Genomic DNA, 26901 nt, shown 5'->3' with positions numbered 1-26901 from the left:
GTGTCGTCAGGCGACGCCGGACCTGCCGTCCCGGTGAATCGGCACGAGCCGCAGCCGCGGCGCAAGGCCCACGTCAGCCAGCACTTCCAGGGCCCGACGCTCGTCATCGAGCAAAGTTTCCGGAACGCCGAGCAGCACGCTGACGACACAGTCCTGACAACCCGGGCCACGTACCGCGCAATCGTCGCAGTCGATGGTCACGCTTCCCGCGCGCGGCTCGCCGGTGTCGGGCTCGTCGGCGTAGGACCAGTTGTCCCGCCGCAGTCCGCTCATGTTGACCGTCCTCTCGATCGGTGTTGGGCGCACCGTATCGCCGGGTACCGACAAGCCCCACGCGTAGCGCGTGGCAGCCGCACCTTGTCGGTGCCAGTACCTACGGTCACTGCCATGGGCCAGCGCACAACTGCCGACGCCGAGCAGCTGGCGCTGAGTTTCGACCCCACCTTCGATTCGGTGTCACTCGCTGACACCACCTTTGTCGTGGTAGATCTGGAGACCACCGGTGGCCGGGCCACCGCCAAGGCCCCGGGTGCGGGCTACGACGCCATCACCGAGATCGGCGCGGTCAAGGTCCGCGGCGGCGAGGTACTCGGTGAGCTGGCCACCCTGGTCGACCCGGGTCGGGCGATTCCGCCCCAGATCGTCGAGCTCACCGGGATCACCACGGCGATGGTGCGCAACGCGCCGCGCATCGAAGCGGTGCTGCCGTCGTTTCTGGAATTCTCCCGGGGCGCAGTGCTGGTCGCCCACAACGCCGGGTTCGACATCGGCTTCCTACGCGCGGCGGCCCAACGTGCGCAGCTCGGCTGGCCCCGGCCACCTGTGCTGTGCACGGTGAAACTCGCCCGCCGTGTGTTGACCCGCGACGAGGCGCCCAGTGTGAAGTTGTCGGCGCTGGCCCGGTTGTTCGGTGCGTCCACCACGCCGACCCACCGCGCGCTCGACGATGCCCGCGCCACCGTCGACGTCCTGCACGCACTGATCGAACGCGTCGGCAACCAGGGCGTCCACACCTACGCCGATCTCCGGTCGTACCTACCCGATGTCACGCCGGCGCAGCGTCGTAACCGTTCTCTGGCCGACGGGCTGCCCAACCGCCCCGGCGTCTATCTGTTTCGCGGGCCCTCCGGCGAGGTCCTCTATGTGGGTACCGCGGTGGATCTGCGCCGGCGCGTCCGGCAGTACTTCACCGGTGCCGACCCGCGGGCCCGGATGAAGGAGATGGCCTCGCTGGCTGTCGTGGTCGATCACGTCGAGTGCGCGCATGATCTGGAGGCCGGGGTTCGCGAGCTCCGCCTGCTCGCCGCCCACGCGCCGCCATACAACCGGCGCTCCAAAGCCCCGCAGCGATGGTGGTGGGTGGCGGTCACCGACGAAGCCTTCCCACGACTGTCGGCGGTGCGGAACCCGGGCCCCCGCAGCGCTTTCGGACCGTTCTCGGCCCGATCCGACGCCGTGCAGTCGGCGGCTCTGGTGGCCCGTTTCACCGGCCTGCGCACCTGCACGGCCCGCTTCGGGGCGGCCGGTCGGCACTGCTGCCCCGAGGTGGAGCTGTCACCGTGCCCGGCGCCCCAGGACATCGATGCCCACGCGTACGCGGCCGCAGTCGAGCGTGCCTGCGCACTGATCGACGGCACCGACCACGCCGCGATGACGGCCGCGCTCGACCACATCGGTGAGGTGGCGGCCGCCAGACGGTACGAGACCGCCGCCCGGCTCCGCGATCATGCCGCGGTTGCCATCGAGGCGCTGTGGCGCGGGCAACGGCTACGCGCGCTGGCCGAGGTGCCCGAACTGGTGGCCGCCCGCGGCGATGGCCGCGGCGGCTGGCATTTCGCGGTGATCCGACACGGCCAACTGGCCGGGGCGGGTACGGCACCGCGCGGGGTGCCGCCGATGCCGGTGGTCGACGCGATCTGCGCGGCTGCCCAGGTGATCCTGCCGACCGCAACGCCTTTGGGCGGCGCACTGGTGGAGGAGACCGCACTCATCGCGCGGTGGCTGGCCACCCCGGGCGTCCGCATCGTGCGCACCGACATCGGATACGCCACCCCGATCGGCTCGGCCGGTCGCTTTGCGGCGTGGGCGGCCACCGCCCGTTCGGCCCGGCTGGCCGCCGACCAACAGCAGAACTCAGAACTGCAGGCTGAACCGCACCCAACGCGCGAGCAGTTGTTCGGCCGCACCGGAGTCGATCGCCTCGGTGGCCCGCGCGAGACCGGCCTCCCACGCCGGAACCCACTGGGCGTCGCTGGCTAGCCCCGCATGGGCGACCATCGCCCCCGCCGCGTTGAGCACGACGGCGTCGCGTACCGGTCCCTTGGCCCCGCCCAGGACCGCCCGCGCCTCGGCCGCGTTGGCGGTGGCGTCGCCGCCCACGAGTTCACTGATGTCGGCCCGCTTGAAACCGAAGGCCGCCGGGTCGAACTTCAACCGGTCCACGGTGCCGGCCTGCACGCGCCAGATGGTGCTGGTGGTCGTCGTGGTCAACTCGTCGAGGCCGTCGTCACCGTGCACCACCAACACACTGGAACCGCGGGCGGCATACACGCCGGCCATCACCTCGGCCAGATCGTCGAACGCACAACCGATCAACCCGGCGTGCGGTGAGGCCGGATTGGTCAGCGGCCCGAGCAGATTGAACACCGTCGGAACGCCGATCTCCCGGCGCACCACCGAGGCGTGCCGGTAGGACGGATGGAATTGCGGCGCGAAGGCGAACCCGATCCCGACCTCGGCGACGCTGCGCGCCACTTCTTCCGGCCCCAGGTCGATCCGCACCCCGAGCGCCTCCAACGTGTCGGCACCGCCCGACAACGACGACGCGGCCCGGTTGCCGTGCTTGATCACCGGGACACCGCATGCGGCCACCACGATGGCCGCCATCGTCGACAGGTTCACCGTGTTGGCGCCGTCACCGCCGGTGCCGACGATGTCCACCGTCGCGGTCCCGATCTGATCGGTGGGCACCCGGCGGGCATGCGACAGCATGATGTCGGCCAACTCGCCGACCTCACCCGAGGTCGGCCGTTTCATCTTCATCGCCACCGCGAAGCCGGCGATCTGAGCCGGGGTGGCCACCCCGGTCATGATCTGGTCCATCGCCCATCCCGCGTAACCGTTGGGCAGGCTCTGCTCGGTGGTCAGGCGTCCGAGGATGAGCGGCCACGTCGGCTCAGGATGAGAGCGCGACGCGGAGCCGGACGGGGACGGGGACTGCGGTGAAGATCCAGAAGACACCGCCGAATGCTATCGCTGCGACCATCCGAATCCAGGGTCGCGGGGAACCGAACGCGACACGTTTACGACCAATTGCTCGACCCGGGTGGAGATCGACAACTACAAAGCGTCATACTTGCGGATGTGACGAGCGCTGTAGGTACCTCGGGAACGGCAATCACGTCGCGCGTTCATTCGCTGAACCGGCCGAACATGGTCAGTGTCGGCACCATCGTGTGGCTTTCCAGTGAACTCATGTTCTTTGCTGGACTGTTTGCGATGTATTTCACGGCGCGCGCCCAAGCTGGTGGAGACTGGCCGCCCGAGCCAACCGAACTCAATTTGGCCCTTGCCGTACCGGTGACGCTGGTGCTGATCGCGTCATCCTTCACCTGCCAGATGGGCGTGTTCGCCGCCGAGCGCGGCGACGTGTTCGGGCTGCGCCGGTGGTATGTGATCACGTTCCTGATGGGCCTGTTCTTCGTACTGGGCCAGGGATACGAGTACATCCACCTGGTGGAGCACGGCACCACCATCCCGGGCAGTGCCTACGGATCGGTCTTCTACCTGGCCACCGGTTTCCACGGACTGCACGTGATCGGCGGTCTGGTTGCCTTCATCCTGCTGCTGGCCCGCACCAAGATGAGTAAGTTCACGCCCGCGCAGGCCACCGCAGCGATCGTCGTCTCGTACTACTGGCACTTCGTCGACATCGTCTGGATTGCGCTGTTCGCCACCATCTACTTTGTCCGATGATCGGCTCGCCAAAGCGTCCGATGATCGACTCGATGAGAAGGGGTTCGATGACCAGCAAGTCGCGCCGACGGCTGCGCCGGCGATTGTCAGCAGGTCTGCTGCTGTTGATCGGCCTGTCAGTCGCAGGTGGTGTTGCGGCCACGCTGACACCTACACCGCAGGTTGCGGTCGCCGACGAATCGCAGTCGGCGCTGCTGCGCACGGGTGAGCAACTGTTCGACACGTCGTGCGTCTCGTGCCACGGCGCCAACCTGCAGGGTGTGCCCGATCGCGGGCCCAGCCTGATCGGCACCGGCGAGGCGGCGGTGTACTTCCAGGTGTCGACGGGACGTATGCCCGCGATGCGTGGTGAGGCCCAGGCACCGTCCAAGCCGGAGCACTTCGACGAGTCGCAGATCGATGCGCTCGGTGCCTTCGTGCAGGCCAACGGCGGCGGCCCGACCGTGATCCGCGACGAGAACGGCGCGGTGGCCCAGGAGTCCCTGATGGGGTCCGACGTGGCCCGCGGTGGCGACCTGTTCCGGTTGAACTGCGCCTCATGCCACAACTTCACCGGCAAGGGCGGCGCGCTGTCCTCCGGTAAGTACGCCCCCGACCTCGGGGACGCGAACCCGCAACAGATCTATACCGCGATGCTGACCGGGCCGCAGAACATGCCCAAGTTCTCCGACCGGCAGTTGTCGCCGGAAGAGAAGCGCGACATCGTCGCCTATGTCCGCGAATCGGCCGAGACGCCCAGCTACGGCGGCTACGGGCTCGGCGGCTTCGGGCCGGCTCCCGAAGGCATGGCGATGTGGATTATCGGAATGGTGGCCGCCATCGGTGTGGCCATGTGGATCGGGGCACGCGCATGAGTCAGGACGACCCGAACAACAAGGGTGATATGAAGGGCACCGACACCCCGGGTCAGACCGGTGTGCCCGGGCAGCCCACCGACGCCGAACTGGCGAACATGTCGCGTGAGGAACTCGTCGACCTCGGCGGCAAGATGGACGGCGTCGAGACCATCTTCAAGGAGCCGCGCTGGCCGGTTCCCGGCACCAAGGCCGAGAAGCGCACCGAACGGATGGTCGCGTACTGGCTTCTGCTGGGCGGGCTTTCGGGCCTGGCGCTGCTGCTGGTCTTCCTGTTCTGGCCGTGGGAGTACAAGCCTTTCGGTTCCGAAGGTGAGTTCCTCTACACGCTGGCCACCCCGCTGTACGGCCTGACCTTCGGTCTGTCGATCCTGTCGATCGGCGTGGGGGCGGTGCTGTTCCAGAAGAAGTTCATCCCCGAGGAGATCTCGGTCCAGGAGCGTCACGACGGGCGCTCCCCCGAGCTGCACCGCAAGACCATCGCGGCCAACCTGACCGACGCCCTGGAGGGCTCGACCGTCAAGCGCCGCAAGCTGATCGGTCTGTCGCTGGGCATCGGCCTGGGCGCGTTCGGCGCCGGCACCCTGGTGGCCTTCATCGGCGGGTTGATCAAGAACCCGTGGAAGCCCGTCGTGCCCACCGCCGAAGGCAAGAAGGCCGTGTTGTGGACCTCGGGGTGGACGCCCCGATTCCACGGCGAGACCATCTACCTGGCGCGCGCGACCGGACGTCCCGGCTCGTCGCCGTTCGTCAAGATGCGGCCCGAGGATCTCGATGCCGGTGGCATGGAGACCGTCTTCCCCTGGCGTGAGTCTGACGGCGACGGCACCACCGTCGAGTCCGAGCACCACTTGACCGAGATCGCCATGGGTGTGCGTAACCCGGTGATGCTCATCCGCATCAAGCCGGCCGACATGCCCCGCGTGGTCAAGCGGAAGGGCCAGGAGAGCTTCAACTTTGGTGAGCTGTTCGCCTACACCAAGGTCTGCTCGCACCTGGGCTGCCCGTCGTCGCTGTACGAGCAGCAGACCTACCGCATCCTTTGCCCGTGCCACCAGTCTCAGTTCGACGCGTTGCACTTCGCAAAGCCCATATTCGGTCCGGCTGCGCGCGCGTTGGCGCAGCTGCCCATCACCATCGACAAAGACGGCTACCTCGTCGCCAACGGCGACTTCGTCGAACCCGTCGGACCGGCATTCTGGGAGCGCAAATCATGAGCCCTGACCTTGCCAAGATCGCTGCCGCACAAGGCGATGCGATCGATTCCCGTTACCATCCGTCGGCGGCGGTGCGCCGGCAGCTGAACAAGGTGTTCCCCACCCACTGGTCCTTCCTGCTGGGTGAGATCGCGCTGTACAGCTTCATCGTGCTGCTGATCACCGGTGTCTGGCTGACGCTGTTCTTCGATCCGTCGATGGCACACGTCACCTACGACGGTGTGTACCAACCCCTTCGGGGTGTGCAGATGTCGCGGGCCTACGAGTCCGCACTCGACATCAGCTTCGAGGTGCGCGGCGGTCTGTTCGTCCGCCAGATCCACCACTGGGCCGCACTGATGTTCGCCGCGTCGATCATGGTGCACATGGCGCGCATCTTCTTCACCGGTGCGTTCCGCCGTCCGCGTGAGGCCAACTGGGTGATCGGCTCGCTGCTGCTGATCCTGGCGATGTTCGAGGGTTACTTCGGCTACTCGCTGCCCGACGATCTGCTGTCCGGTATCGGTCTGCGTGCCGCGCTGTCGTCGATCACCCTGGGCATGCCGATCATCGGCACCTGGCTGCACTGGGCGCTGTTCGGCGGGGACTTCCCCGGCGAGATCCTGATCCCGCGCCTGTACGCCCTGCACATCCTGTTGATCCCGGGCATCATCCTGGCCCTCATCGGTGCCCACATGGCGCTGGTGTGGTTCCAGAAGCACACCCAGTTCCCCGGCCCCGGCCGCACCGAGACCAACGTGGTCGGTGTGCGCGTCATGCCGGTGTTCGCGGTGAAGTCGGGTGCGTTCTTCGCGATCATCACCGGCGTGCTCGGCCTGATGGGCGGCTTGCTGACGATCAACCCGATCTGGAATCTGGGTCCCTACAAGCCGTCTCAGATCTCGGCCGGTAGCCAGCCCGACTTCTACATGATGTGGACCGAGGGTCTGGCGCGTATCTGGCCGGCCTGGGAGTTCTACCCGTTCGGCCACACCATCCCCGCGGTGGTCTGGGTCGCGTTGATCATGGGCGGCGTGTTCGCGCTGCTGATCGCCTACCCCTTCATCGAGAAGAAGGTCACCGGCGACGACGCGCACCACAACCTGCTGCAGCGTCCGCGCGACGTTCCGGTGCGTACGGCGATCGGTGCCATGGCGATCGCGTTCTACATGGTGCTGACCCTGGCCGCGATGAACGACATCATCGCCTTGAAGTTCCACATCTCGCTGAATGCGACCACCTGGATCGGTCGTATCGGCATGGTGGTGCTGCCGGGCATCGTGTACTACATCGCCTACCGCTGGGCCATTTCGCTGCAGCGCAGTGACCGTGAGGTGCTCGAGCACGGCATCGAGACGGGCATCATCAAGCGCCTGCCGCACGGGGCGTACGTCGAGTTGCACCAGCCGCTGGGACCGGTCGATGATCACGGCCACCCGATCCCGCTGGAGTACCAGGGTGCTGCCCTGCCGAAGCGGATGAACAAGCTCGGCTCGGGTGGTGCACCCGGTACCGGCAGCTTCCTGTTCGCCGATCCGGCCGTCGAGCACGATGCGCTCACCGAGGCGGCCCACGCCTCCGAGCACAAGGCGCTCACCGCACTGCGGGAGTACCAGGAGCAGGACGGTAACGGGAAGCCCAACGGTCACCACTGACCACTCCCCTACCCTGAACAATCGCCGCAGCTCTCTTCGGAGAGTTGCGGCGATTGTCTTATGGGGGTGTGCCGGTATTGGTCTAGGGCTGATCTCGGGCTGATCTAAGGCTGACGGTCCACCGAGATTGCAGACAGGGACAAGATTGGCGACGATCTTGTCCCTGCGTGCAATCTCGGTGCTGCCGGACCCTCACGGGAGGTAACAGCCAGAGCAATTCACGCGATCCTGGATCTCAGCTGGGCGGATCCGCCGCACCGCGATCGGCAACGCCGGATGTGGGCAGAAAGAATTGAGAAAGAACTACGCCGAGAGACGGTCGAGCTCGCGCAGCGCCACGATCAGCAGCGCCACGACGCCCGCGGTGACCACACCGACCAGGCCGTAGAGGCACCAGGCCAGCGCATTGCTGCCGGTGGCCATCAGGTAGGTGGCCAGCCCGACGGCCGCGGTCCCGATGCCCAGGGCGCAGGTGACCGCCAAGGTGAACCGCAGCCACACCACCGCGGCCGCGGCGGTCGGCGCACCGTTGTCTGCGGCGTAACGGCTCATCGAGACCGGTGCGGCGCGATAACTGCCACCGATGGGACGCGGTGAGCGGGCCGGTGGCTGCGGTCGTCGTCCTGGCTGACGGTTGTCGGCCTGGGCTCGCGCCCGCAGCAACAGCGGCACCGCCGCAGCGATGACCACCACGGACAACCCGATCACGGTGTAGAGCACCCACGGGGTGTCAGCACCTTCGGAGCCTTGTGGGTGGCTTCGGCCCAAGTCGACGAGGGCGACCACCGCGGCCACCCCGGCTCCCAGGGCAGCGAGCCAGACCGCGGCGCACGCGCCCAGCAAGACCCGGTCGGTGTTCTCGAGTTCGCTGATCGGACTGGTCATCAGCAGGCTGTCTGTGCCGAATTGTTGGCATTGGAGGAAAGCACGGTCCCGTCACTGGCCGTGATCGAGCAGTTCAGCCTGCTGACCAGAAAGAGGCTGGAGGCCTCGACCGAACCCACGTCCGAATTGGAGATCGGCGTCATTGTGAAGGTCCACGGGATATAGACGTTGCGCAGCGTGCGCCGGTTTCCGTTGCCGTCGACATAGGTGATCGTGATGATGTCACCCGGCGCCTTGGTGCCCGTCACCGAATACGTGACCTGACGCGGTCCGGCATGCGTCGTGGTCGTGGTGGGCGGCGGCGTCGTCGTACTCGGAGCCGGCGGCGGCGGGGCCTCACTGGTCGGGGCCGGCGGAGGCGGCGGCGGCTCGGTCACGGTCACCGTCTCGGGCGGCGGCGGAGGCGGCAGCTCCTCCGATGTCGGCGGGGGCGGCGGCGGAGGCGGTGTGGTGGTGGTGATCTCGTCTTGCACCGGCGGCCTCGACGTCGTCGTACTGGGCTTGGGCGTCGCGAGGTTGTCGGTTTCGCTGTCGCGGGTCACCAGCGCAGCCACCGAGGCTACGAGCGCCACCGCTGCGATGATGGCCGTGATACCGACCACCCACGGCCAGCGCGGCGGCGGGGCGGTGTCGACGAGTTCGGTCGCCGGGTCGTAGTCGTCGTAGTCGTAGAGCGCCACGTCGGCGGGCACGTACGGCCCGCTGGTGAACTGCTCGGACTCCGGCGCGGAGTACGCCTGTGAGTAGAACTCCGTCTCACCGGCATCCGCGTCGGCACCCGACACCTGTGTTGCGTCCTCGGGTGCCGAATGCTTTCCGGCTTGCTGATCCGGCACGTCAGAACCGGAGGCACCCGGTTCCGGGGGATTCGGCCCGCTCATCTACGCCTATCCTTCTCGACAACTTCGCTGCCACGCGGATCGAACGGAGCCGTTCGCTGGTGACAGCGCCCCGGCAACATTACCCAACGGGGAGAGGCCGGTCAGTCCGGCGCTGCCGGTGGCGGATGAAGTGACGACCCGATTGTGACCTTGATCAGGCCACAATCGGCACGTCGTCGGACGGGTCAGTGCTTCTCAGGACCCCAGTAGTACTCGAAGACCAGGCCACCGACTGCCATCAGCACCAGGCAGATGCCGGCCACCATCAACCAAGGCAGCCACAGGGCGGTGCCCACCGCGACGACCGAGAAGGCCAGCGCGATCAGGATCGGCCACCAGCTGTGCGGCGAGTAAAAGCCCAGTTCGCCTGCGCCGTCGCTGATCTCGGCGTCCTCATAGTCCTCGGGGCGGGTGTCGAGGCGACGGGCCACGAAGCGGAAGAACGTTCCGGTGATCAGGGTCAGACCGGTGGTGAGCGCCAGGGCGGTGGTACCGGCCCACTCGACGCCACCATTGGCGAACATCGCCGTCAACACGCCGTACACGACCGCCGACAACGCGAAGAACGCCGTCAGGATCTCGAACAGTCGAGCTTCAATATGCATTGCGTGTAGCCCCTACTTGCTCGCCTGCGGTGCCTGCTCACCGCGTCGGGTGTCGAACGGGTGAGTGGTGATGGCCAGCGGCGGCTGGTTGATTGCCGCCAACGCCTCGGCATTGGTCTTGCCCGCGCTGCGCTGATCGATGTAGGCCTTGAAGTCGTTGGGCTCGACGACCCGGACCTCGAAGTTCATCATCGAGTGGTAGGTGCCGCACATCTCGGTGCAGCGCCCGACGAACGCGCCGGTCTGCTCGATCTTGCTGACCTGGAAGATGTGATCCGAGTGGTTGGCCACCGGCTCGGGCATCACGTCACGCTTGAACAGGAACTCCGGCACCCAGAAGCCGTGGATCACGTCCGCGGAGTTGAGCTGGAATTCGACGCGCTTGCCGACCGGGAGCACCAGAACCGGGATCTCGTTGGAGGTGCCCAGCGTCTCGATCTTGTCGAAGTTCAGGTAGGTGCGGTCCTCGGGGTTGAGGCCACGCACGGCGCCGACGCGCTCGTGACCGTGCTCGTCCTTGCCCTCCGGCTTGGAGGTCATCGCGGCCTTGCGCTCCGGATCGGCACCGTCGTAGTCGAACGACCCGTCGGCGAAGTCGATCTTCTGGTAACCGAACTTCCAGTTCCACTGGAAGGCGGTCACGTCGATGACGACCTCGGGGTTGGGATCCTTGTGCAGCATGCGCTCCTGGACCACCACGGTGAAGTAGAACAGCACCGAGATGATGAGGAACGGGATGACCGTCAGGGCCAGCTCGAGCGGCATGTTGTAGCCGAACTGGCGCGGAAGCTCGGTGTCACCCTTCTTCTTCCGGTGGAACGCACTCGACCAGAAGATCAGAGCCCACACGATGGCGCCCACGACGAAGGACGCAATCACGGAGCCGATCCACAGCTCTCGGTTGAGTTTGCCCTCCGGGGTGATACCCGTCGGCCAGCCGAGCGCGAGTGCGTCCTGCCAGCTGCAGCCGCTCAGCAAGAATGCCGAGCCACCCAGGACGATTGACAACAACGCCGCTCGGGCCACCGCCTTAAGCCCGCGAGGTGTCACGTTGGCGCCTCCTAGATCGGTATTTCGCGACCGCGACCGGTCGTTGTTTTGCGAATACTACGCAGCGTAGACCACGCCCGTACACGGGAGCGAAGCGACTGGCGCAACAGCGCGGGTGGTGGTCTACCGAACCCGTCGGATCAGACATACTGGCGCGGTGTGCGGACTGCTCGCCTTGGTAACTGCCCCCTCCCACTCGACCCAGGCTGACGCCTCCCCCAGCCCCGTATCGGAAGCCGAATCGCGGCTGGTCGACGCCGTGGCGAACGCTTCGCACCTGATGCGTCACCGCGGTCCCGACGAGCCGGGCACCTGGGCGGACCCGGCCGGCGCCGGAGCGGACGGCTCCGCCGACGGCACCGTGGTGCTCGGCTTCAACCGGCTGTCGATCATCGACATCGCCCATAGCCATCAACCGTTGCGCTGGGGCCCGGTCGATGCGCCGGACCGGTACGTGCTGGTGTTCAACGGCGAGATCTACAACTACCTCGAACTCCGCGAAACGTTGACCGCCGAATACGGTGCGGTGTTTCACACCGACGGTGACGGCGAGGCCATCGTCGCGGCGTACCACCATTGGGGTCCCGACGCGCTGCACCGGCTGCGTGGCATGTTCGCGTTCGCGCTGTGGGACACGAAAGAGCGCGAGTTGTTCTGCGCTCGGGACCCCTTCGGCATCAAACCGCTGTACCTGGCCACCGGCCCGGGCGGGACCGCGGTTGGCAGCGAGAAGAAGTGCCTGCTGGACCTGGCCGGCCTGCTGGGGCTCGACCTGGGCATCGACGAGCGGGCCGTGCAGCACTACACCGTGCTGCAGTACGTGCCCGAACCCGAGACGCTGCACCGCGGGATCCGCCGGTTGGAGTCCGGTAGTTACGCGCGGTTGAAACCCGGTGGGCGCCCCGAGGTGACGCGCTATTTCGTCCCGAAGTTCAACGCCGTGCCGTTCGTCAAGGGCGCCGAGCAGTCCCGCTACGACGAGATCACCGCCGCGCTGGAGGATTCCGTCGCCAAGCACATGCGGGCCGACGTGACGGTCGGTGCGTTCCTGTCCGGCGGGATCGACTCGACGGCGATCGCCGCGTTGGCGATGCGCCACAACCCCCGGCTGATCACGTTCACCACCGGATTCGAGCGCGAGGGCTTCTCCGAGGTCGACGTGGCGGTGGCGTCGGCGGAAGCGATCGGCGCCCGGCACGTCACCAAGGTCGTCAGCGCCGCGGAGTTCGTCGAGGCGCTGCCCGAGATCGTGTGGTACCTCGACGAGCCGGTGGCCGACCCGGCGTTGGTGCCGCTGTTCTTCATCGCCCGTGAGGCGCGTAAGCACGTGAAGGTGGTGCTGTCCGGTGAGGGCGCCGACGAGTTGTTCGGCGGCTACACGATCTATCGGGAACCGTTGTCGCTCAAGCCTTTCGACTATCTCCCCCGGCCGGTGCGCAAGTCGCTGGGCAGGGCGTCCAAGCCGCTGCCGGAAGGGATGCGCGGCAAGAGCCTGCTGCACCGCGGCTCGCTGACACTGGAGGAGCGCTACTACGGCAACGCCCGCAGTTTCTCCGACGACCAGTTGCGCGCGGTGCTGCCGCGGTTCCGGCCCGACTGGACGCACACCGACGTCACCGCCCCCGTGTACGGCGCGTCGCAGGGCTGGGATCCGGTGGCCCGCATGCAGCACATCGACCTGTTCACCTGGCTGCGGGGCGACATCCTGGTCAAGGCCGACAAGATGACCATGGCCAACTCGCTGGAGTTGCGGGTGCCGTTCCTGGATCCCGAGGTGTTCGCGGTGGCCTCGCGGCTACCGGTCGATCAGAAGATCACCCGATCGACCACCAAGTACGCATTGCGGCGCGCGCTGGAACCGATCGTCCCGGCGCATGTGTTGAACCGGCCCAAACTCGGCTTCCCGGTGCCGATCCGGCACTGGTTGCGCGCCGGTGAGCTGATGGACTGGGCCTATGCGATGACGGCCTCGTCGGGAGCCGGCCAGTATGTCGACTTGGCTGCGGTGCGCACCATGCTCGATGAGCACCGCAGCGGCGTCAGCGATCACAGCCGCCGGCTGTGGACGGTGTTGATCTTCATGCTGTGGCACGCCATCTTCGTCGAGCACAGCGTGACCCCCCAGATCAAGGAACCGCACTATCCGGTCCAGCTGTAGCCGGGCCGACGGTCCGGCCCGGCTCTGACCGGGGCCGGGTCAGCCGGCCAGCGCCTTGCCGATCTCGGCACCGGCCTCGGCACCGTAGGCGTCGGACAGCCGCTGCACCGCCTCGGCGGCGTCCCAGGTCCATTCCTGCGGGCCCGTCGCCTCCAGCACCAGTACCGCCACCAGGGAGGCCAGCTGGGCGGAGCGCTCCAGACCCAACCCGGCACTGCGCCCGGTCAGGAAGCCGGCACGGAACGCGTCGCCGATGCCGGTGGGGTCGGCCTGATGCTTCTCCGGCACCACGTCGACGTGCACGAACGTGCCGTCGGAGCTGACCAGGTCGACGCCCTTGGCGCCCAGGGTGGTCACGCGCATACCGATCTGGCTCATCACCTGCGCCTCACTCCACCCGGACTTCTGCAGCAGCAGGTCCCACTCGTAATCGTTGGTGAACAGGTAGGCCGCGCCGTTGATGAGCTTGCGGATTTCCTCACCCGAAAGCCGGGCCAGCTGCTGGGACGGGTCGGCGGCGAAGGCCAGCCCGAGCTTCCGGCACTCCTCGGTGTGCAGGAACATCGCCTCGGGGTCGTTGGCGCCGATGATCACCAGCTCCGGCGTGCCGATCCGCTCGACCAGCGCGGCCAGGGAGATGTTGCGCGCCTCAGACATCGCACCCGGGTAGAACGAGGCGATCTGGGCCATGTCCTCATCGGTGGTGCAGACGAAACGTGCGGTGTAGGCGGTCTCGGAGATCAGCACGCTGCCGCAGTCCACGCCCGCGTTCTGAAGCCAGGTCCGGTATTCGTCGAAATCCTGCCCGGCCGCACCGACGAGGGCGACATCGCCGCCGAGCGCGCCGATCGCGAACGCCATGTTGCCCGCGACACCGCCACGGTGGATCACCAGATCGTCGACCAGGAAGCTCAGCGACACCTTCTGCAGGTGGTCAGCCAGCAGCTGCTCGGAGAACTTCCCCGGGAACCGCATCAGATGGTCGGTCGCGATGGATCCGGTCACTGCGATGGTCACGAATGTCACCCTTCATTTTGTTAAGTCGGCTACATAAACCCTACTCACGCAGCCCGGTGGCCAGTCTGAGCCACGGTCGCACTTTTCGGGTTGCGCTAACCTGCGTATAACCGTATTCCCGGTCACCGTAGACGGCTGACCCACCTCCAGATCACGCGGGAGCGCCCATAGATGACTGGTTCATACCAGTACCCCGAGCACATTCCGCCCCAGCAGTATCCCGAGCAGATACCGTCCGTTCCTCCGGTCTACCCGGGGACGATGCCGCCGCCAGTTCCATACCCCAGGCGTCGGTGGCCCAAAATCCTGGCGGCAGTGCTGGCGGTGGTCGCGCTGGCAGGCGTGCTGATCGCGGTGTTGACCTCACGAGGCGGCGGTTCTGCGGCGCCGGAGGCGGTCTCGGACGCCAAAGCTCAGGCGGCGATCCAGGAATATCTAGACGCCCTGGTCGAAGGGGATGACGAAACCATCGCGCGCCACACGTTGTGCGGGCTGTACGACGGGGTGAAGGACCGCAAGGCAGATCTCGCGGTGGCCGGCCTGGCCAGCGACGCTTTCCGCAAGCAGTTCAGCCACGTCGAGGTGACCGGCATCGACAAAAACGTGCCGTGGTCCACCACGCAGGCGCAGGTGCTGTTCACCATGAAGGTGGCCCCGGCCAGCGGATCGGCACGCGGGCAGCGCCCCATGGACGAGGAACAACAGGGCGTGGCGCAGCTGCTGGTACAGAGAGACGGAAAGAACGAGCAGGTGCTGGTGTGCTCGTACGTGCTGCGGACCGGCGGTCAGTACTGACCGCCGGTTGTCAGCTCACGTCAGTTGAAGGAGTCGCCGCAGGCGCAGGAGCCGGTGGCGTTGGGGTTGTCGATCGTGAAGCCCTGCTTCTCGATCGAGTCGACGAAGTCGATGGTGGCGCCCTGCACGTACGGAGCGCTCATCCGGTCGACGGTCAGATTGACGCCGCCGAACTCGGCGGTCAGATCACCGTCGAGCGTCCGGTCGTCGAAGAACAGGTTGTAGCGCAGGCCGGCACAGCCGCCCGGCTGCACCGCGATACGCAGCGCGAGGTCGTCGCGGCCTTCCTGGTCCAGCAGCGCCTTCGCCTTCGACGCCGCGGCGTCCGTCAGGGTCACACCGTGGGTCTCGGTGGAGGTGGCGTCCTGAACAGTCATAGCTCTCCCTAAGCATCCCTGGGCATCTCTGATGCCGGTACAGCTGAAGTACGTCGCAAACACGTGGAGGAAACCGCGCGTCTACTACCTCAACGGTACCTTGTTCCGCCGCTATTCCCGACTTATCCACAGGCCGGGGCATGTGGCCAGCACACATTCCACGGGCAGTAACCTGGCTGGCGTGAAGCTGCTGGGCCGTAAGAAGGACAACGAAGGCGAACCTGCCGGGACCGACGAGGTCACGGGCACCGTGTCCGCCGAATCGACTTCCGCATCATCGTCGTCGGCAGGCGGCACCGCGCCCAAGGGCAGGCCGACACCCAAACGCAGCGAGGCCACCAAGCGACGCGGGCCGGTTGCCCCCGCTCCCCTGACCGCCGCCGAGGCGCGGCAGCGTCGCAAGGAACTGCGTGGGCCCAAGCTGTCGAAGGAAGAGCGCAAGATCGAGCGGATCACCCGTCGCGCCGACATGGCCGACCGCCGCGAGAAGATGATGGCCGGCGACGAGGCCTATCTGCTGCCGCGGGACAAGGGCCCGGTGCGCCGCTATGTCCGCAACATCGTCGACGCCCGTCGCAACGTGCTGGGCCTGTTCATGCCGGCCGCGCTGGCGATGATCTTCTTCATGCTCGCGCTGCCCTCGCTGAAGTTCCAGCAGATCCTGTCCTACGCCATGCTGATCCTGGTGGTCATCATGCTCATCGACGGGCTGATCGTGGGCCGCAAGGTCAACCGCATGGTGGACGAGAAGTTCCCCGACAACACCGAAAGTGGTTTCAAACTCGGGCTTTACGCGGCCAGCCGGGCGTCGCAGCTGCGCCGCATGCGCGCGCCGCGACCGATGGTCAACCGCGGCGACAAGATCTCTTGATGGCCGTTGGGGCGGCCTGAGGCGTGCGGACCCTGGTGCTCGGCGGTATCCGGTCGGGAAAATCACAGTGGGCCGAGGCGGCCGTGACGGCCGCGGCCGGGGACCACGTGCCCGTGCGGTACCTGGCCACCGGCCCGGCCGCAGACAGCGACGGCTCCTGGGCTCAGCGCGTGCACGCACATCGGGTCCGCCGGCCGGCGCACTGGCGCACCGTGGAGACCACCGACCTGGCGACTGACCTGGCCGGTGATCCCGACACCGCGACGCTTGTCGACGACATCGGCGGTTGGCTGACAACGGCCATGGACCGCCTCGGCGCCTGGGCGGGAGCACCGGTGCACGACGAGGTGGATGCACTCCTGGAGGCGGTCGAGGCATTCGCCGCTCCCCTGGTCCTGGTCAGTCCCGAGGTCGGGCTCACCGTGGTGCCCGCCACCGAGGCGGGCCGCCGGTTCGCCGACGAATTGGGCACGGTCAACCAACGCCTGGCCGCGGTGTGTGACCGGGTGGTACTGGTGGTGGCCGGCCAGCCGCTCACGGTGAAGGAGCCGTCATGACCGAATTCGATGCGTCCTTCGCCCCGATCGCCGAGCCGGATCCCGAGGTGGCCGCCAGCGCACGGGCCCGGCAGGCGCTGCTGACCAAACCGCCCGGCTCGTTGGGCCGGCTCGAAGATCTCTCGGTCTGGGCGGCCGCCTGCCAGGGCGTGTGTCCACCGCGCGCCCTCACCCGGCCCCGGGTGGTGGTCTTCGCCGCCGACCACGGGGTCACGGCGGCGGGCGTCTCGGCGTTCCCCTCGGCGGTGACCGGGCAGATGGTGGCCAACTTCGACGCCGGCGGTGCCGCGATCAACGTCATCGCCGAGGTGGCCGGGGCGTCCGTACGGGTGGTCGACATCGCCGTCGACTGCGACGAGCCACTGTCCGCTGCGATCGGCGCGCACAAGGTTCGGCGCAGCTCGGGCAACATCGCCGTCGAGGATGCGCTCAGCCGCGAAGACGCGCTGGCTGCACTCACCGCGGGGCGCCGGATCGCCGACGACGAGGTGGACGGTGGCGCCGACCTCCTCATCGCAGGCGATATGGGTATCGGAAACACCACGGCGGCAACGACTCTGGTGGCCGCGCTGACCGGGGCCGAACCGGTGGTGGCGGTCGGCCGCGGCACCGGGATCGACGATCCCGGGTGGATGCGCAAGGCCGCCGCGGTGCGCGACGCGCTGTACCGGGCACGGGATGTGACGCGCGATCCGCTGGGTCTGCTGCAGGTATGCGGCGGTGCCGATCTGGCCGCGATGGCGGGTTTTCTGGCCCAGGCCGCGCTGCGACGCACCCCGGTGTTGCTCGACGGGCTGGTGGTGACGGCCGCGGCCCTGGTGGCCGAACAGTTGGCACCGGGCGCACGGGCGTGGTGGCAGGCCGGTCACCGGTCGACCGAACCAGCCCACAGTCTGGCGCTGTCGCACCTGGGGCTGGAGCCGATCGTCGACCTCGACATGCGCCTGGGCGAAGGCACCGGCGCGGCGGTGGCGCTGCCCATCGTGCGGGCCGCGATCGCCACGCTGGCCTCGATGGCCACCTTCGCCGAAGCCGCAGTAGCCGGACCGCCTGAATCAACACCATGATCACCGCGCTCGGCGGGGCCTTCGCGTTCGGCACGGTGCTGCCGGTGCGCACCTCGGCAGGCATCGGCCGGGGCGCGCTGACCGCGCTGCCGGTGGTGGGCCTGGTACTCGGCGCGCTGGCGGCGGCGGTGGTGGCCGGTGGCCAGTGGGCCTTCGGCACCGGCACTGCACTTCCCGGTCTGCTGGCCGTGGCCGTCCTGTTGCTGGTCACCCGTGGACTGCACATCGACGGGTTTTGCGACACCGTTGACGGCCTGGGTTGTTACGGCCTGCCGGAGCGGGCACTTACGGTCATGCGCGAAGGGTCCGCCGGGCCGTTCGGTGTGGCTGCGACGATCGTCGTGATCGGTTGCCAGGCAATGCCTTTCCATCAGATCAGCGCCGTTGCCACCGTAGTCGCCGTCGCCGCGGGACGGGTCGCGGCGGTGGCCGCATGCCGACGGTCGGTGCCGGCAGCGGCAGGTAGCTCACTCGGCGGTGCGGTGGCAGGCACCCAGCCGGTTGCGGTGGTGATTGCCTGGCTGGTCGTGGTCACGGCGCTCGCCGCCTGGGCGGGGCCGCGGATGTGGCAGGGCCCGGTGGTGGTCCTGGTCGCGGTGGGCGCTTCGGTGCTCTTGGTCGCCCACTGCGTGCGCCGGTTCGGCGGCATCACCGGCGATGTCCTCGGCGCCGCAGTCGAGGTGACGACGACGTTGACCGCGCTGGGGCTGGCGGTCGGCTAGTTCAGCCGGGCCATCCAACCGTGCGTGTCGGCGAAGGTGCCCCGCTGGATCCCGGTCAGGGTGTCGCGCAGCGCCATCGTGATCTCGCCGGGTTGCCCGTCGGCGATGGTGAACTCCTCCGGCGAATCGGAATTGCCGTACTTCACCTTCGACACCGGGGTGATCACCGCGGCGGTGCCACACGCGAACACCTCGGTGATCTCGCCCGCGGCGGCCTTCTTCTGCCATTCGTCGACGTCGATCTTGCGTTCCTCGACGGCGAAGCCGGCATCGGTGGCCAACTGCAACAAGGAATCTCGCGTGATGCCCGGCAACAGCGAGCCGGACAGCTCAGGGGTGACGAGCCGGGCTGAGCCACCGCTGCCGAACACGAAGAACAGGTTCATCCCGCCCATCTCTTCGACGTAGCGGCGTTCGAGCGCGTCCAACCACACCACCTGATCGCAGCCGTTCTCGGCGGCTTGGGCCTGCGCCAGCAGCGAGGCCGCGTAGTTGCCGCCGAACTTGGCCGCACCGGTGCCCCCGGGTGAGGCCCGCACGTACTCGTGCGACAGCCACACACTGACCGGCTTGACGCCGCCCTTGAAGTAGGCCCCGGCCGGGGAGCCGATGACCAGGTAGCGGTACTCGTTGGCCGGACGCACGCCGAGCCCGGGCTCGGTGGCGATCACGAACGGTCGCAGATACAGCGACTCCTCGCCGCCGGCGGCGGGCACCCACTTCTCGTCGACCGCGATGAGCCGGCGCAGCGAATCGATGAACACGTCCTCGGGCAGTTCCGGGATGGCCAACCGCCGCGACGAGGCACGCAACCGCGCCGCGTTGGATTCCGGCCGGAACGACACGATCGAGCCGTCGGCCCAGCGGTACGCCTTGAGCCCCTCGAACACTTCCTGCGCGTAGTGCAGCACGATGGCCGACGGATCGAGCTCGATCGGCCCATACGGGATCACCCGCGGGTCGTGCCAGCCCTGACCGTCGGTGTAGTCGATGGCCACCATGTGGTCGGTGTGGTACTTGCCGAAACCGGGGTTGGCCAGAATGGATTCGCGTACCGCATCGGTCGCCGGATTCGCGTTGGCAGAAACCGTGAACTCGAGCTGGCCGCTAGTCATGCAGCGATTGTATCGCCCGAGCGCCAGCCGATTTACCCGCGGGAGCGGGGCCTCAGCGGGTGTGCGGGGTCACGAACGGTGGCTTGACCACCTCGCATTCGACGGCGCGGCCGCGCACGTCGACGCTCACCCGCTGCCCGTCGGCGATGTCGTGGTCGGTGTCGATGAGGGCCAGCGCGATACCGACTTTCAGGGTGGGCGAGAACGTCCCCGACGTCGTGGTGCCGATCCGGACGTCCTCCGTTACCCCAGGACCCAGCACCGCGAGATCCGCACGCAACACCCCGCGACCGACCGCCTTCAGCCCGCGCAACACCCGGGCCGGCCCGGCCTCCTTCTCGGCCAGTAGTGCCTCGCGTCCCCAGAAGGCGTCCTTCTTCCACCCGACCGCCCAACCGGTGCGGGCCTGCAGCGGCGAGATGTCCAGCGACAGCTCGTGGCCGTGCAGCGGATAGCCCATCTCGGTGCGCAGCGTGTCACGGGCGCCCAGGCCCGCGGGTTCTCCCCCGGCCTCGCGCACCGCCGCCAGCAGCGCGTCGAACACCACGCCGGCGCGGTCCCAAGCCGGCAGCAGCTCATAGCCATGCTCGCCGGTGTAGCCCGTACGGCAGACCCGAACGAAGACGCCGTCGTATTCGGCGTCGGCATACCCCATGTAGTCCATCTCGGTGGGCAACCCGAGCGCGGCGAGCACCTCGGCGGATTTCGGCCCCTGCACAGCCAGGACCGCATAGGACCGGTGCTCGTCGGTGATGGTCAACCCGTCCGGGGCGTGCTTGCGCAGTTCGGCGACCACGGCCGCGGTGTTGGCGGCGTTGGGCACCAGGAAGATCTCGTCGTCGGAGACGTAGTAGGCGATCAGGTCATCAATAACCCCCGCCACGCCTCCGTTGTCTTTGCAGCACAGCGTGTACTGCGCCTTGCCGGGGCCGATCCGGTTCAGGTCGTTGGTGAGGGCCGAGTTCACGTAGGCCGCCGCACCGGGTCCTTTGACCAGCGCCTTGCCGAGGTGACTCACGTCGAACAGGCCGACGGCATCGCGGGTGGCGTTGTGCTCGGCGACGGTCCCGGCGTACGACACCGGCATCAACCAGCCGCCGAATTCGGCGAAGCTGGCGCCCAGTTCGCGGTGGCGGTCTTCCAGGGGTCCGTGCAGCAGGTCGTCACTCACGAGATCACCCTAAACCGCGGGCCGGACCGGGCCGTCGGACTGCACACTTGTCTGGTGGTCGATTTCGATGCCCTTGAGGCCGCCGGGATCGCCGGCGCCCGGGCGCGGGCCGGCCTGATCGAGTATCTGGACGGGCTCGGTTTCACCGCGGAGGAGATGGTGGAGGCCGAGAAGCGCGGCCGGCTGTTCGGGCTGGCCGGAGACACGCTGCAGCGGTCCGGCCCGCCGGCCTACAGCCTGCGGACGGCTGCCGACGCGCTAAGGCTGCCGCTGGACGACGTCACGCACTTCTGGTCAGTGCTCGGGCTCACGGCCGCCGATCCCGATCAGCGGACGCTGAGCGAGGCGGACGTCGAGGCGCTGGCGACGTGCGCCGCGATGAGGGACGGACTGGGCGACGACGCGGCAGCCGGCCTGCTGCGGGTGGTCGGTGCGGCCATGGCCCGACTGGCCGAGGCCGAATCCGCGGTAGTTCGCACCGGCCGGCCCGATCTCTGGATCACCCACAGCCACGACGAGCTCACCACGGCGCGGACCTACCACGCGGTCGCCCAGCTAATCCCCCGCATCGGCACGATGATCGACGCGGTGCACCGGCACCATCTGTCCGGCGCGCGAACATACTTCGAGGGTGTCCAGCCTGACCCGTCGGCCACCGTCGTGTGCGGTGTCGGATTCGTCGACCTGTCCGGTTTCACCGCACTGACCCAGCTGCTGACGCCCGCCGAGTTGTCGATGCTGCTCAGCGAGTTCAGCGCCACCGTCACCGACGTCGTCCAGACCGACGGCGGCCGGGTGGTGAAGTTCATCGGCGACGCGGTGATGTGGGTCAGCGCCACCCCGCAATTGCTGGCCCAGGCCGCGGCCGACCTGATCAACCATCCCCGTGCCCGCGAGAGCGGGATGGGTGTGCGCGCGGGCCTGGCGTTCGGCGCGATGCTGGCAATCAACGGGGACTACTTCGGCAGCCCGGTCAACCTGTCCGCACGGCTGGTCGCCGCGGCCCGGCCGGGCCAGATCCTGGCTGACGCCGGATTGCGCGACGAGCTGCCCGACTGGCCGGCCGTCGAGCAGGACCCGTTGACGCTCAAGGGTTTCAATGCACCGGTCCTGGCCTACGATCTACAGCGGGCGCCGCCTACCGCATGAGCCGCGGTTGGCGTGGCTAGGCTGAGGCCTGTGAGTCCTGCAGATCCCGGTTACCAGACACCCACCGTCACCGTCAGCTCCTCGCTGCCCCGCGAGGGGGTGGCCGAGGCCGTCCTCGTCATCGGCGTCGTCAGTGACGAGGCGGGCCCGAAGATCCTGTCGCCACAGCCCTACCTCGACGACGAGGCGGTGGCGGCAGTCGAATCCGGCCTGCAGGCGCTGGGCGCCACCGGCGGTGAAGGCCAGACGCATCGGCTGGTCGTCGCCTCGCTTCCGGTGGCCAGCGTGCTCACCGTGGGTCTGGGCAAGCCGCGCGACGAGTGGCCCGCCGACGTGATCCGCCGGGCCGCCGGTACCGCCGCGCGCGCCCTCGACAAGGTCGCCACGGTGGTGACGTCGCTGTCGGCGATCGATCCCGAGGCCGCCGTCGAGGGCCTGATCCTGGGCGCCTACCGCTTCGACGACTTCCGCAGCGAAAAGACCGCGCCCAAGGATTCCGGCCAGACCGCCATCACCGCGCTGACGGCCGACGAGAATGCCGAGCAGTCCGTGCAGCGGGCAGTCGATGTGGCGTCGGCGGTCGCGACGGCCCGGGACTTCGTGAACACTCCCCCCAGCCATCTCTTCCCGGCTGAATTCGCCGATCGGGCAAAGGCTTTGGGTGAAGCGGCCGGTCTCGAGGTCGAGGTGCTCGATGACGAGGCCCTGGCCGAGGCCGGGTACGGCGGCATCGTCGGGGTGGGCAAGGGATCCTCCCGGCCGCCGCGCCTGGTCCGGTTGATCCATCGTGGCGGTGCGGGCACCAAGAGGGTCGCGCTCGTCGGCAAGGGCATCACGTTCGACACCGGCGGCATCTCGATCAAGCCGGCCGCCAACATGCACCACATGACGTCCGACATGGGCGGCGCGGCGGCGGTCATCGCGACCGTGGTGCTGGCCGCCAAGCAGAAGTTGCCGATCGAGGTGATCGCGACCGTGCCGATGGCCGAGAACATGCCGTCGTCGACCGCGCAGCGTCCCGGCGATGTGCTGACCCAGTACGGCGGGATCACGGTCGAGGTGCTCAACACCGACGCCGAGGGCCGGCTGATCCTGGCCGACGCGATCGTGCGGGCCTGCGAGGACGACCCGGACTACCTGATCGAGACCTCGACGCTGACGGGCGCGCAGACAGTCGCGCTGGGTGCCCGCACGCCCGGGGTGATGGGCAGCGACGAGTTCCGCGACCGGGTCGCGACGCTGTCGCAGTCCGTGGGCGAAAACGGTTGGGCCATGCCACTTCCCGAGGAGCTCAAGGATGAGCTCAAGTCCACGGTGGCCGATTTGGCCAACGTCAGCGGATCCCGCTTCGCCGGGATGCTGGTGGCGGGCACCTACCTGCGTGAGTTCGTCGCCGACGGGGTCCAGTGGGCGCACATCGACATCGCCGCACCGGCCTACAACACCGGCGGCCCGTGGGGTTACACCCCCAAGGGTGGCACCGGTGTGCCGACGCGGACGATGTTCGCCGTGTTGGAGGATATAGCCGCGAACGGCTGATTGAGCTTGAGCCGTGAACGGCTGATCCCATGCCCCCGCCGAATGTGAACACGATGGCGCGATATCTCGGCAATCTCGCCATCGTGTTCACGTTGGGCGTAGGTCTCGTCGGGTGCGCGGAATCGTCGGACACCGCAAGCCCCGCTTCCTCGAGGGCACCGTCGCCGACGACCACCACGCAGCCCTCCCCCGGCGGCGCGCAGCCGCGGCTCGCGACAGACCCGGCGCAACTGGCGGACGATCTGGTATCCGACGAGCGGGCCCTGCGCAATCGGTCGACGCCGGAGCCTGCGCTCACCCAAGCTGCCCGGCGTCAGCAGGTGGCCTACCGGGCCATCGGCCGCCATCCTGAGTGGGACGGCATCATCCGGCCGCGTATCCCCGCCGATCTGATCGCGTTCTACGACCACAACGTCGACGCGCGGCGGCAGCTCGCCACGCTGGCCGAACCGCGAGACACGTTGCCCGCCTGGCGCATCGAACCGCCGCCGCCGGCCGAACTGCTGCTTGATTGTTACCGCGAGACCGAGGCAGCCTCCGGCGTGGGCTGGAACTACCTGGCCGCGATCAACCTGATCGAAACGCATTTCGGCAGCGTGCGAGGAACCAGCCTCGCCGGGGCGCAGGGGCCGATGCAATTCATGCCCTCCACGTTCGCGGCCTACGGCGCGGGCGGCGACATCAACGCGCCCCGCGACAGCATCCTGGCGGCCGGTCGTTACCTGGCCGCCAACGGATTTGCCAACGATCCGGACCATGCCCTGTTCCGGTACAACAACGCCGACGCGTACGTGCGTGCGGTCCACGCCTACGCCGCGGCGCTCGCAGCCGATCCGGCGGCGTTCGGCGCGTTCTACCGTTGGGACGTCTACTACGTGACCACTGCCGGCGACGTCCTGCTGCCGATCGGGTATGCGACCGAATCACCCATTCCGGTAGGCGAATACCTCGCCACCCATCCGCAGTAGCGGCTAGAGCGACCCGGACCGCGCCACCCGGCGCAGTGCCGAGGGCACGAGCCGCGCCAGCCCATAGGCCGCATAGGCCTCGGGGGTGACGGGGCGGATCGCCTGATCCTTGACGACGGCGGCGACGATGGCCTTGGCCACCTTCTCCGGACCGTAGCGCCGCGCGGCGAAGGCCTTCTTGGTCCTGGCCCGCAACTGGTCGATCTGGCCCTGCTGCTCGGCCGGGACGTCGAAGCGGGTGGTGTCGATAATGTTCGTGTCGACGACGCCCGGGCAGATCGTGGTCAAACCGATTCCGGCCGAATCCAATTCGGCACGCAGGCAGTCCGAGAACATGAACACCGCCGCCTTGCTGGTGGCGTAGGCGTTCATCGACGCCGACGGTGAATAGGCGGCCATCGACGCCACGTTGACGATGTGGCCGCCGGTGCCGCGCTCGACGAGACGCCGGGCGAAAGACCGGCAGCAGTTCACCACACCGCCGAAGTTCACCTCCAGCACGCGGTCGTACTGATCGGCGGGGGTGTCGAGGAATTTTCCCCCATGGCCGATGCCGGCGTTGTTGACCACCACGTCGGGCACGCCGTGGGTGATGCAGACCTGTTCGACGAAGGCCTCGACCGCCTCGGCGTCGGCCACGTCGAGCTGGTAGGCGTGTGCCACGCCGCCGGCCGCGATGATCTCGTCAACTGTGGCCGCTGCGGCATCTTTGTCGATGTCGCTGACCACCAGTTCGGCACCCTGGGCCGCGAACGCCAGCGCGGTGGCCCGGCCGATGCCGCTGCCCGCCCCGGTCACGGAAACCAGTGTGTCGCCGAAGGGTTCGCGGGCCCGCCCGATCTGTGCGCGGCGCAATGCGCGGGCCGCCGGGGCCCCCTCGATGTGGTCGATCAGCTCGGCCGTCGCGTTGGCGATGGCACGCCAATGCGAGAACGGTGCCCAGTGACCGGCTTTGAGGTCGCGGCGCCACAGCAGCGGCACCCAGGTGGATTCCTCGTCGTAGCCGTGGCCTCGCACCACCGGGTCGTGGTCGTTGCAGATCAACTGCACCGGCACTGTCACGTAGTGATCTTTGCGCAGCGTGGTGAACGATCGGATTGCGTTGGCGGGGTAGATCTTCAGCGAGTTCGCCGCATCGGTGTCGAGTGTCTCGGACTGGTACTTGGGGCCGGGGGTGTCGATGGCCTGCAGTCGACGCGCAGCCCCACGGCGCATCAGAGCCGGCGCGATCACCGGCACCGAGAACGGGATCCAGTAGCTGAACCGCGAGGCCAGATCCAGCGCCCTGGCGAACTGGATGGGCCGGTACGGCCGGGCCAGCCGACGGCGCACGAACGACCCGTAATGGTCGGTGCTGGGACCCGACACCGAGGTGAAGGACGCCACCCGCTCGGCAGCACCCGGGCGGCTGAGGTACTCCCATGCCCCCACCGATCCCCAGTCGTGCGCCAGCAGGTGGACCGGACGGTCGGGGCTGACCGCGTCGATGACCGCGGACAGGTCATCGGCGAAGCGGTCCATGCGATAGGCGGCGACGCGTTTGGGTACATCCGAGGCGCCGGCACCGCGGTTGTCGTAACGGACGATGCGGTAGCGGTCGCCCAGTTCGCCCGTCACCCCGTTCCACAACACGTGCGAGTCGGGCCATCCGTGGGCCATCACCAACGTGGGGCGCTCCCGATCCCCTTGTTCGTAAACCGCGATACGGGTCCCGTCCGAGCTGACGACGAAGCGCTGCATGTCCACCCCTCCACGAGGTAACTGTGACTAACAGTATCCAATACCTCAGGTATCGGCTGTCTTGACTCTAACGGTCGTCGAGCTCCTGCCGCAGCGCGCGTTGCCGTTCGATGCGTCGCCGCGCGTCGTAGTCGCGCATGCGTTGGGGATAACCGACCTTCTGCACGTCGTAGACCGGGATCTGCAGCCGGTCACTGAGGCGACGCGCGCCGGCCTCACCTCCGGCGCGGCGCCGGGTCCACTCCCCGTCGGCGGCGACGAGGACGACGGTCACCTCGGTGACGGTGGTCCGGGGCTCGACGAATGCCTCGACGCCGACGTGATCGGCCACCCACTGCTGCAGATATCGCAGATCCTCAGCCCGATCTCCGCCGGATCGGCGCGCCGGGCGACCGCGGCGAAACGCGTCGAACAGCCCCAACGCAACACTCTCCTCAATTCTGCGGAAGTTCGGCGAACTGCCCTGCACACCTACATCCGATAGTGCCAGAGCTCGCGGTAACCCTGAGTGCGTGCGAATGGTGCTGCAGTGACAGGATGGTTCCGACAATCCA

Annotated in this window: 25 protein-coding genes and 1 pseudogene; 14 read left to right on the top strand and 12 right to left on the bottom strand. The window is 67.9% G+C overall.

The features are described 5' to 3' along the window. Window positions 1-6 precede the first annotated feature (6 nt). A complete protein-coding gene (locus A5699_RS23000; RefSeq protein WP_067774336.1) occupies window positions 7-273 on the bottom strand; it encodes a hypothetical protein in 267 nt (88 codons plus the stop codon). 114 nt (window positions 274-387) lie between these two features. Here A5699_RS23000 and A5699_RS22995 point away from each other — a divergent pair. Next, window positions 388-2196, top strand: a pseudogene (locus A5699_RS22995) (DEDD exonuclease domain-containing protein); the annotation flags it as partial. On the opposite strand, the gene trpD reads toward A5699_RS22995, so the two are convergent. Continuing rightward, the gene (gene trpD, locus A5699_RS28785; RefSeq protein WP_231965810.1) at window positions 2134-3159 is read right to left on the bottom strand and encodes an anthranilate phosphoribosyltransferase; all 1026 of its coding nucleotides are present in this window, start codon (window positions 3157-3159) and stop codon (window positions 2134-2136) included. The pseudogene A5699_RS22995 and the gene trpD sit on opposite strands and share 63 nt — an antisense overlap. Window positions 3160-3363: 204 nt before the next feature. Between trpD and A5699_RS22980 the strand changes: the two genes are divergently transcribed. From A5699_RS22980 to A5699_RS22965, 4 genes are read left to right on the top strand one after another with little or no spacing between them, the layout of a single operon-like run. Continuing rightward, window positions 3364-3975 (top strand): heme-copper oxidase subunit III, encoded by a 612-nt coding sequence (locus tag A5699_RS22980; RefSeq protein ID WP_003885537.1) that lies wholly within the window; start codon window positions 3364-3366, stop codon window positions 3973-3975. A 20-nt stretch (window positions 3976-3995) separates the two neighbouring features. Then, on the top strand, window positions 3996-4829 hold the full coding sequence (locus A5699_RS22975) for a c-type cytochrome (RefSeq protein WP_067774330.1): 834 nt from the start codon (window positions 3996-3998) through the stop codon (window positions 4827-4829). Between the two features lie 29 nt (window positions 4830-4858). Then, window positions 4859-6046 (top strand): ubiquinol-cytochrome c reductase iron-sulfur subunit, encoded by a 1188-nt coding sequence (locus tag A5699_RS22970; protein WP_197508372.1) that lies wholly within the window; start codon window positions 4859-4861, stop codon window positions 6044-6046. After that, a complete protein-coding gene (locus A5699_RS22965; protein WP_067774324.1) occupies window positions 6043-7680 on the top strand; it encodes a cytochrome bc complex cytochrome b subunit in 1638 nt (545 codons plus the stop codon). The genes A5699_RS22970 and A5699_RS22965 overlap by 4 nt, the downstream gene beginning before the upstream one ends. A 303-nt stretch (window positions 7681-7983) precedes the next feature. Here the strand turns inward: A5699_RS22965 and A5699_RS22960 are convergent, their stop codons facing one another. From A5699_RS22960 to A5699_RS22945, 4 genes are all read right to left on the bottom strand, one after another. Then, window positions 7984-8565 (bottom strand): DUF2561 family protein, encoded by a 582-nt coding sequence (locus A5699_RS22960; protein ID WP_067774321.1) that lies wholly within the window; start codon window positions 8563-8565, stop codon window positions 7984-7986. Beyond that, complete coding sequence (locus tag A5699_RS22955; RefSeq protein WP_067774318.1) at window positions 8565-9446, bottom strand: MmpS family transport accessory protein; 882 nt, start codon at window positions 9444-9446, stop codon at window positions 8565-8567. The genes A5699_RS22960 and A5699_RS22955 overlap by 1 nt, the downstream gene beginning before the upstream one ends. A 185-nt stretch (window positions 9447-9631) precedes the next feature. After that, complete coding sequence (locus tag A5699_RS22950; RefSeq protein WP_067774315.1) at window positions 9632-10051, bottom strand: cytochrome c oxidase subunit 4; 420 nt, start codon at window positions 10049-10051, stop codon at window positions 9632-9634. 12 nt (window positions 10052-10063) lie between these two features. After that, a complete protein-coding gene (locus tag A5699_RS22945) occupies window positions 10064-11101 on the bottom strand; it encodes a cytochrome c oxidase subunit II (RefSeq protein WP_067774312.1) in 1038 nt (345 codons plus the stop codon). 247 nt (window positions 11102-11348) lie between these two features. On the opposite strand from A5699_RS22945, the gene asnB reads away from it, so the two are divergent. Beyond that, complete coding sequence (asnB, locus tag A5699_RS22940; protein WP_369806757.1) at window positions 11349-13259, top strand: asparagine synthase (glutamine-hydrolyzing); 1911 nt, start codon at window positions 11349-11351, stop codon at window positions 13257-13259. A gap of 39 nt (window positions 13260-13298) precedes the next feature. Here the strand turns inward: asnB and A5699_RS22935 are convergent, their stop codons facing one another. Further along, window positions 13299-14276 (bottom strand): carbohydrate kinase family protein, encoded by a 978-nt coding sequence (locus tag A5699_RS22935; protein ID WP_067774438.1) that lies wholly within the window; start codon window positions 14274-14276, stop codon window positions 13299-13301. Window positions 14277-14447: 171 nt separating this feature from the next. On the opposite strand from A5699_RS22935, the gene A5699_RS22930 reads away from it, so the two are divergent. Beyond that, on the top strand, window positions 14448-15071 hold the full coding sequence (locus A5699_RS22930; protein ID WP_067774306.1) for a hypothetical protein: 624 nt from the start codon (window positions 14448-14450) through the stop codon (window positions 15069-15071). Between the two features lie 20 nt (window positions 15072-15091). Here the strand turns inward: A5699_RS22930 and A5699_RS22925 are convergent, their stop codons facing one another. After that, window positions 15092-15448 carry an iron-sulfur cluster assembly accessory protein gene (locus A5699_RS22925; RefSeq protein WP_067774303.1) on the bottom strand — a complete coding sequence of 119 codons (357 nt, stop codon included), beginning with the start codon at window positions 15446-15448 and terminating at the stop codon, window positions 15092-15094. 181 nt (window positions 15449-15629) lie between these two features. On the opposite strand from A5699_RS22925, the gene A5699_RS22920 reads away from it, so the two are divergent. From A5699_RS22920 to A5699_RS22905, 4 genes are read left to right on the top strand one after another with little or no spacing between them, the layout of a single operon-like run. Next, window positions 15630-16319 (top strand): DUF3043 domain-containing protein, encoded by a 690-nt coding sequence (locus A5699_RS22920; protein WP_067774300.1) that lies wholly within the window; start codon window positions 15630-15632, stop codon window positions 16317-16319. 23 nt (window positions 16320-16342) lie between these two features. Next, complete coding sequence (locus A5699_RS22915; protein ID WP_067774298.1) at window positions 16343-16876, top strand: bifunctional adenosylcobinamide kinase/adenosylcobinamide-phosphate guanylyltransferase; 534 nt, start codon at window positions 16343-16345, stop codon at window positions 16874-16876. Next, window positions 16873-17943 (top strand): nicotinate-nucleotide--dimethylbenzimidazole phosphoribosyltransferase, encoded by a 1071-nt coding sequence (gene cobT / locus A5699_RS22910; protein WP_067774295.1) that lies wholly within the window; start codon window positions 16873-16875, stop codon window positions 17941-17943. Before A5699_RS22915 ends, cobT begins: the two co-directional genes overlap by 4 nt. Then, window positions 17940-18665, top strand: a complete 726-nt coding sequence (locus A5699_RS22905; RefSeq protein ID WP_067774292.1) for an adenosylcobinamide-GDP ribazoletransferase — start codon at window positions 17940-17942, stop codon at window positions 18663-18665. Before cobT ends, A5699_RS22905 begins: the two co-directional genes overlap by 4 nt. On the opposite strand, the gene A5699_RS22900 is transcribed toward A5699_RS22905, so the two are convergent. Further along, window positions 18662-19780 carry a branched-chain amino acid aminotransferase gene (locus tag A5699_RS22900; protein ID WP_067774289.1) on the bottom strand — a complete coding sequence of 373 codons (1119 nt, stop codon included), beginning with the start codon at window positions 19778-19780 and terminating at the stop codon, window positions 18662-18664. The genes A5699_RS22905 and A5699_RS22900 overlap by 4 nt on opposite strands. A gap of 52 nt (window positions 19781-19832) precedes the next feature. After that, window positions 19833-20951: a glycine cleavage system aminomethyltransferase GcvT gene (gcvT, locus tag A5699_RS22895; RefSeq protein ID WP_067774286.1), complete on the bottom strand. Its 1119-nt coding sequence runs from the start codon at window positions 20949-20951 to the stop codon at window positions 19833-19835. 54 nt (window positions 20952-21005) lie between these two features. Here gcvT and A5699_RS22890 point away from each other — a divergent pair, with 54 nt between their 5' ends. The 3 genes from A5699_RS22890 to A5699_RS22880 are packed head-to-tail and all read left to right on the top strand — an operon-like array spanning window position 21006 to window position 24607. Continuing rightward, window positions 21006-22100: an adenylate/guanylate cyclase domain-containing protein gene (locus tag A5699_RS22890; RefSeq protein WP_142254192.1), complete on the top strand. Its 1095-nt coding sequence runs from the start codon at window positions 21006-21008 to the stop codon at window positions 22098-22100. 30 nt (window positions 22101-22130) lie between these two features. After that, window positions 22131-23639 (top strand): leucyl aminopeptidase, encoded by a 1509-nt coding sequence (locus tag A5699_RS22885; RefSeq protein WP_067774283.1) that lies wholly within the window; start codon window positions 22131-22133, stop codon window positions 23637-23639. A gap of 53 nt (window positions 23640-23692) precedes the next feature. Then, window positions 23693-24607: a lytic transglycosylase domain-containing protein gene (locus A5699_RS22880; protein WP_067774434.1), complete on the top strand. Its 915-nt coding sequence runs from the start codon at window positions 23693-23695 to the stop codon at window positions 24605-24607. Window positions 24608-24610: 3 nt separating this feature from the next. On the opposite strand, the gene A5699_RS22875 is transcribed toward A5699_RS22880, so the two are convergent. Further along, window positions 24611-26347, bottom strand: coding sequence for an SDR family oxidoreductase (locus tag A5699_RS22875; protein ID WP_067774432.1), 1737 nt, complete (start codon window positions 26345-26347; stop codon window positions 24611-24613). A 67-nt stretch (window positions 26348-26414) separates the two neighbouring features. Beyond that, window positions 26415-26768 carry an oxidoreductase gene (locus tag A5699_RS22870; protein WP_067774280.1) on the bottom strand — a complete coding sequence of 118 codons (354 nt, stop codon included), beginning with the start codon at window positions 26766-26768 and terminating at the stop codon, window positions 26415-26417. Window positions 26769-26901: the final 133 nt, after the last annotated feature.

The organism is Mycobacterium sp. E802 (genome assembly GCF_001666875.1).
Lineage (GTDB): Bacteria > Actinomycetota > Actinomycetes > Mycobacteriales > Mycobacteriaceae > Mycobacterium.
This window is presented reverse-complemented; position numbering and strand designations above follow the sequence as displayed.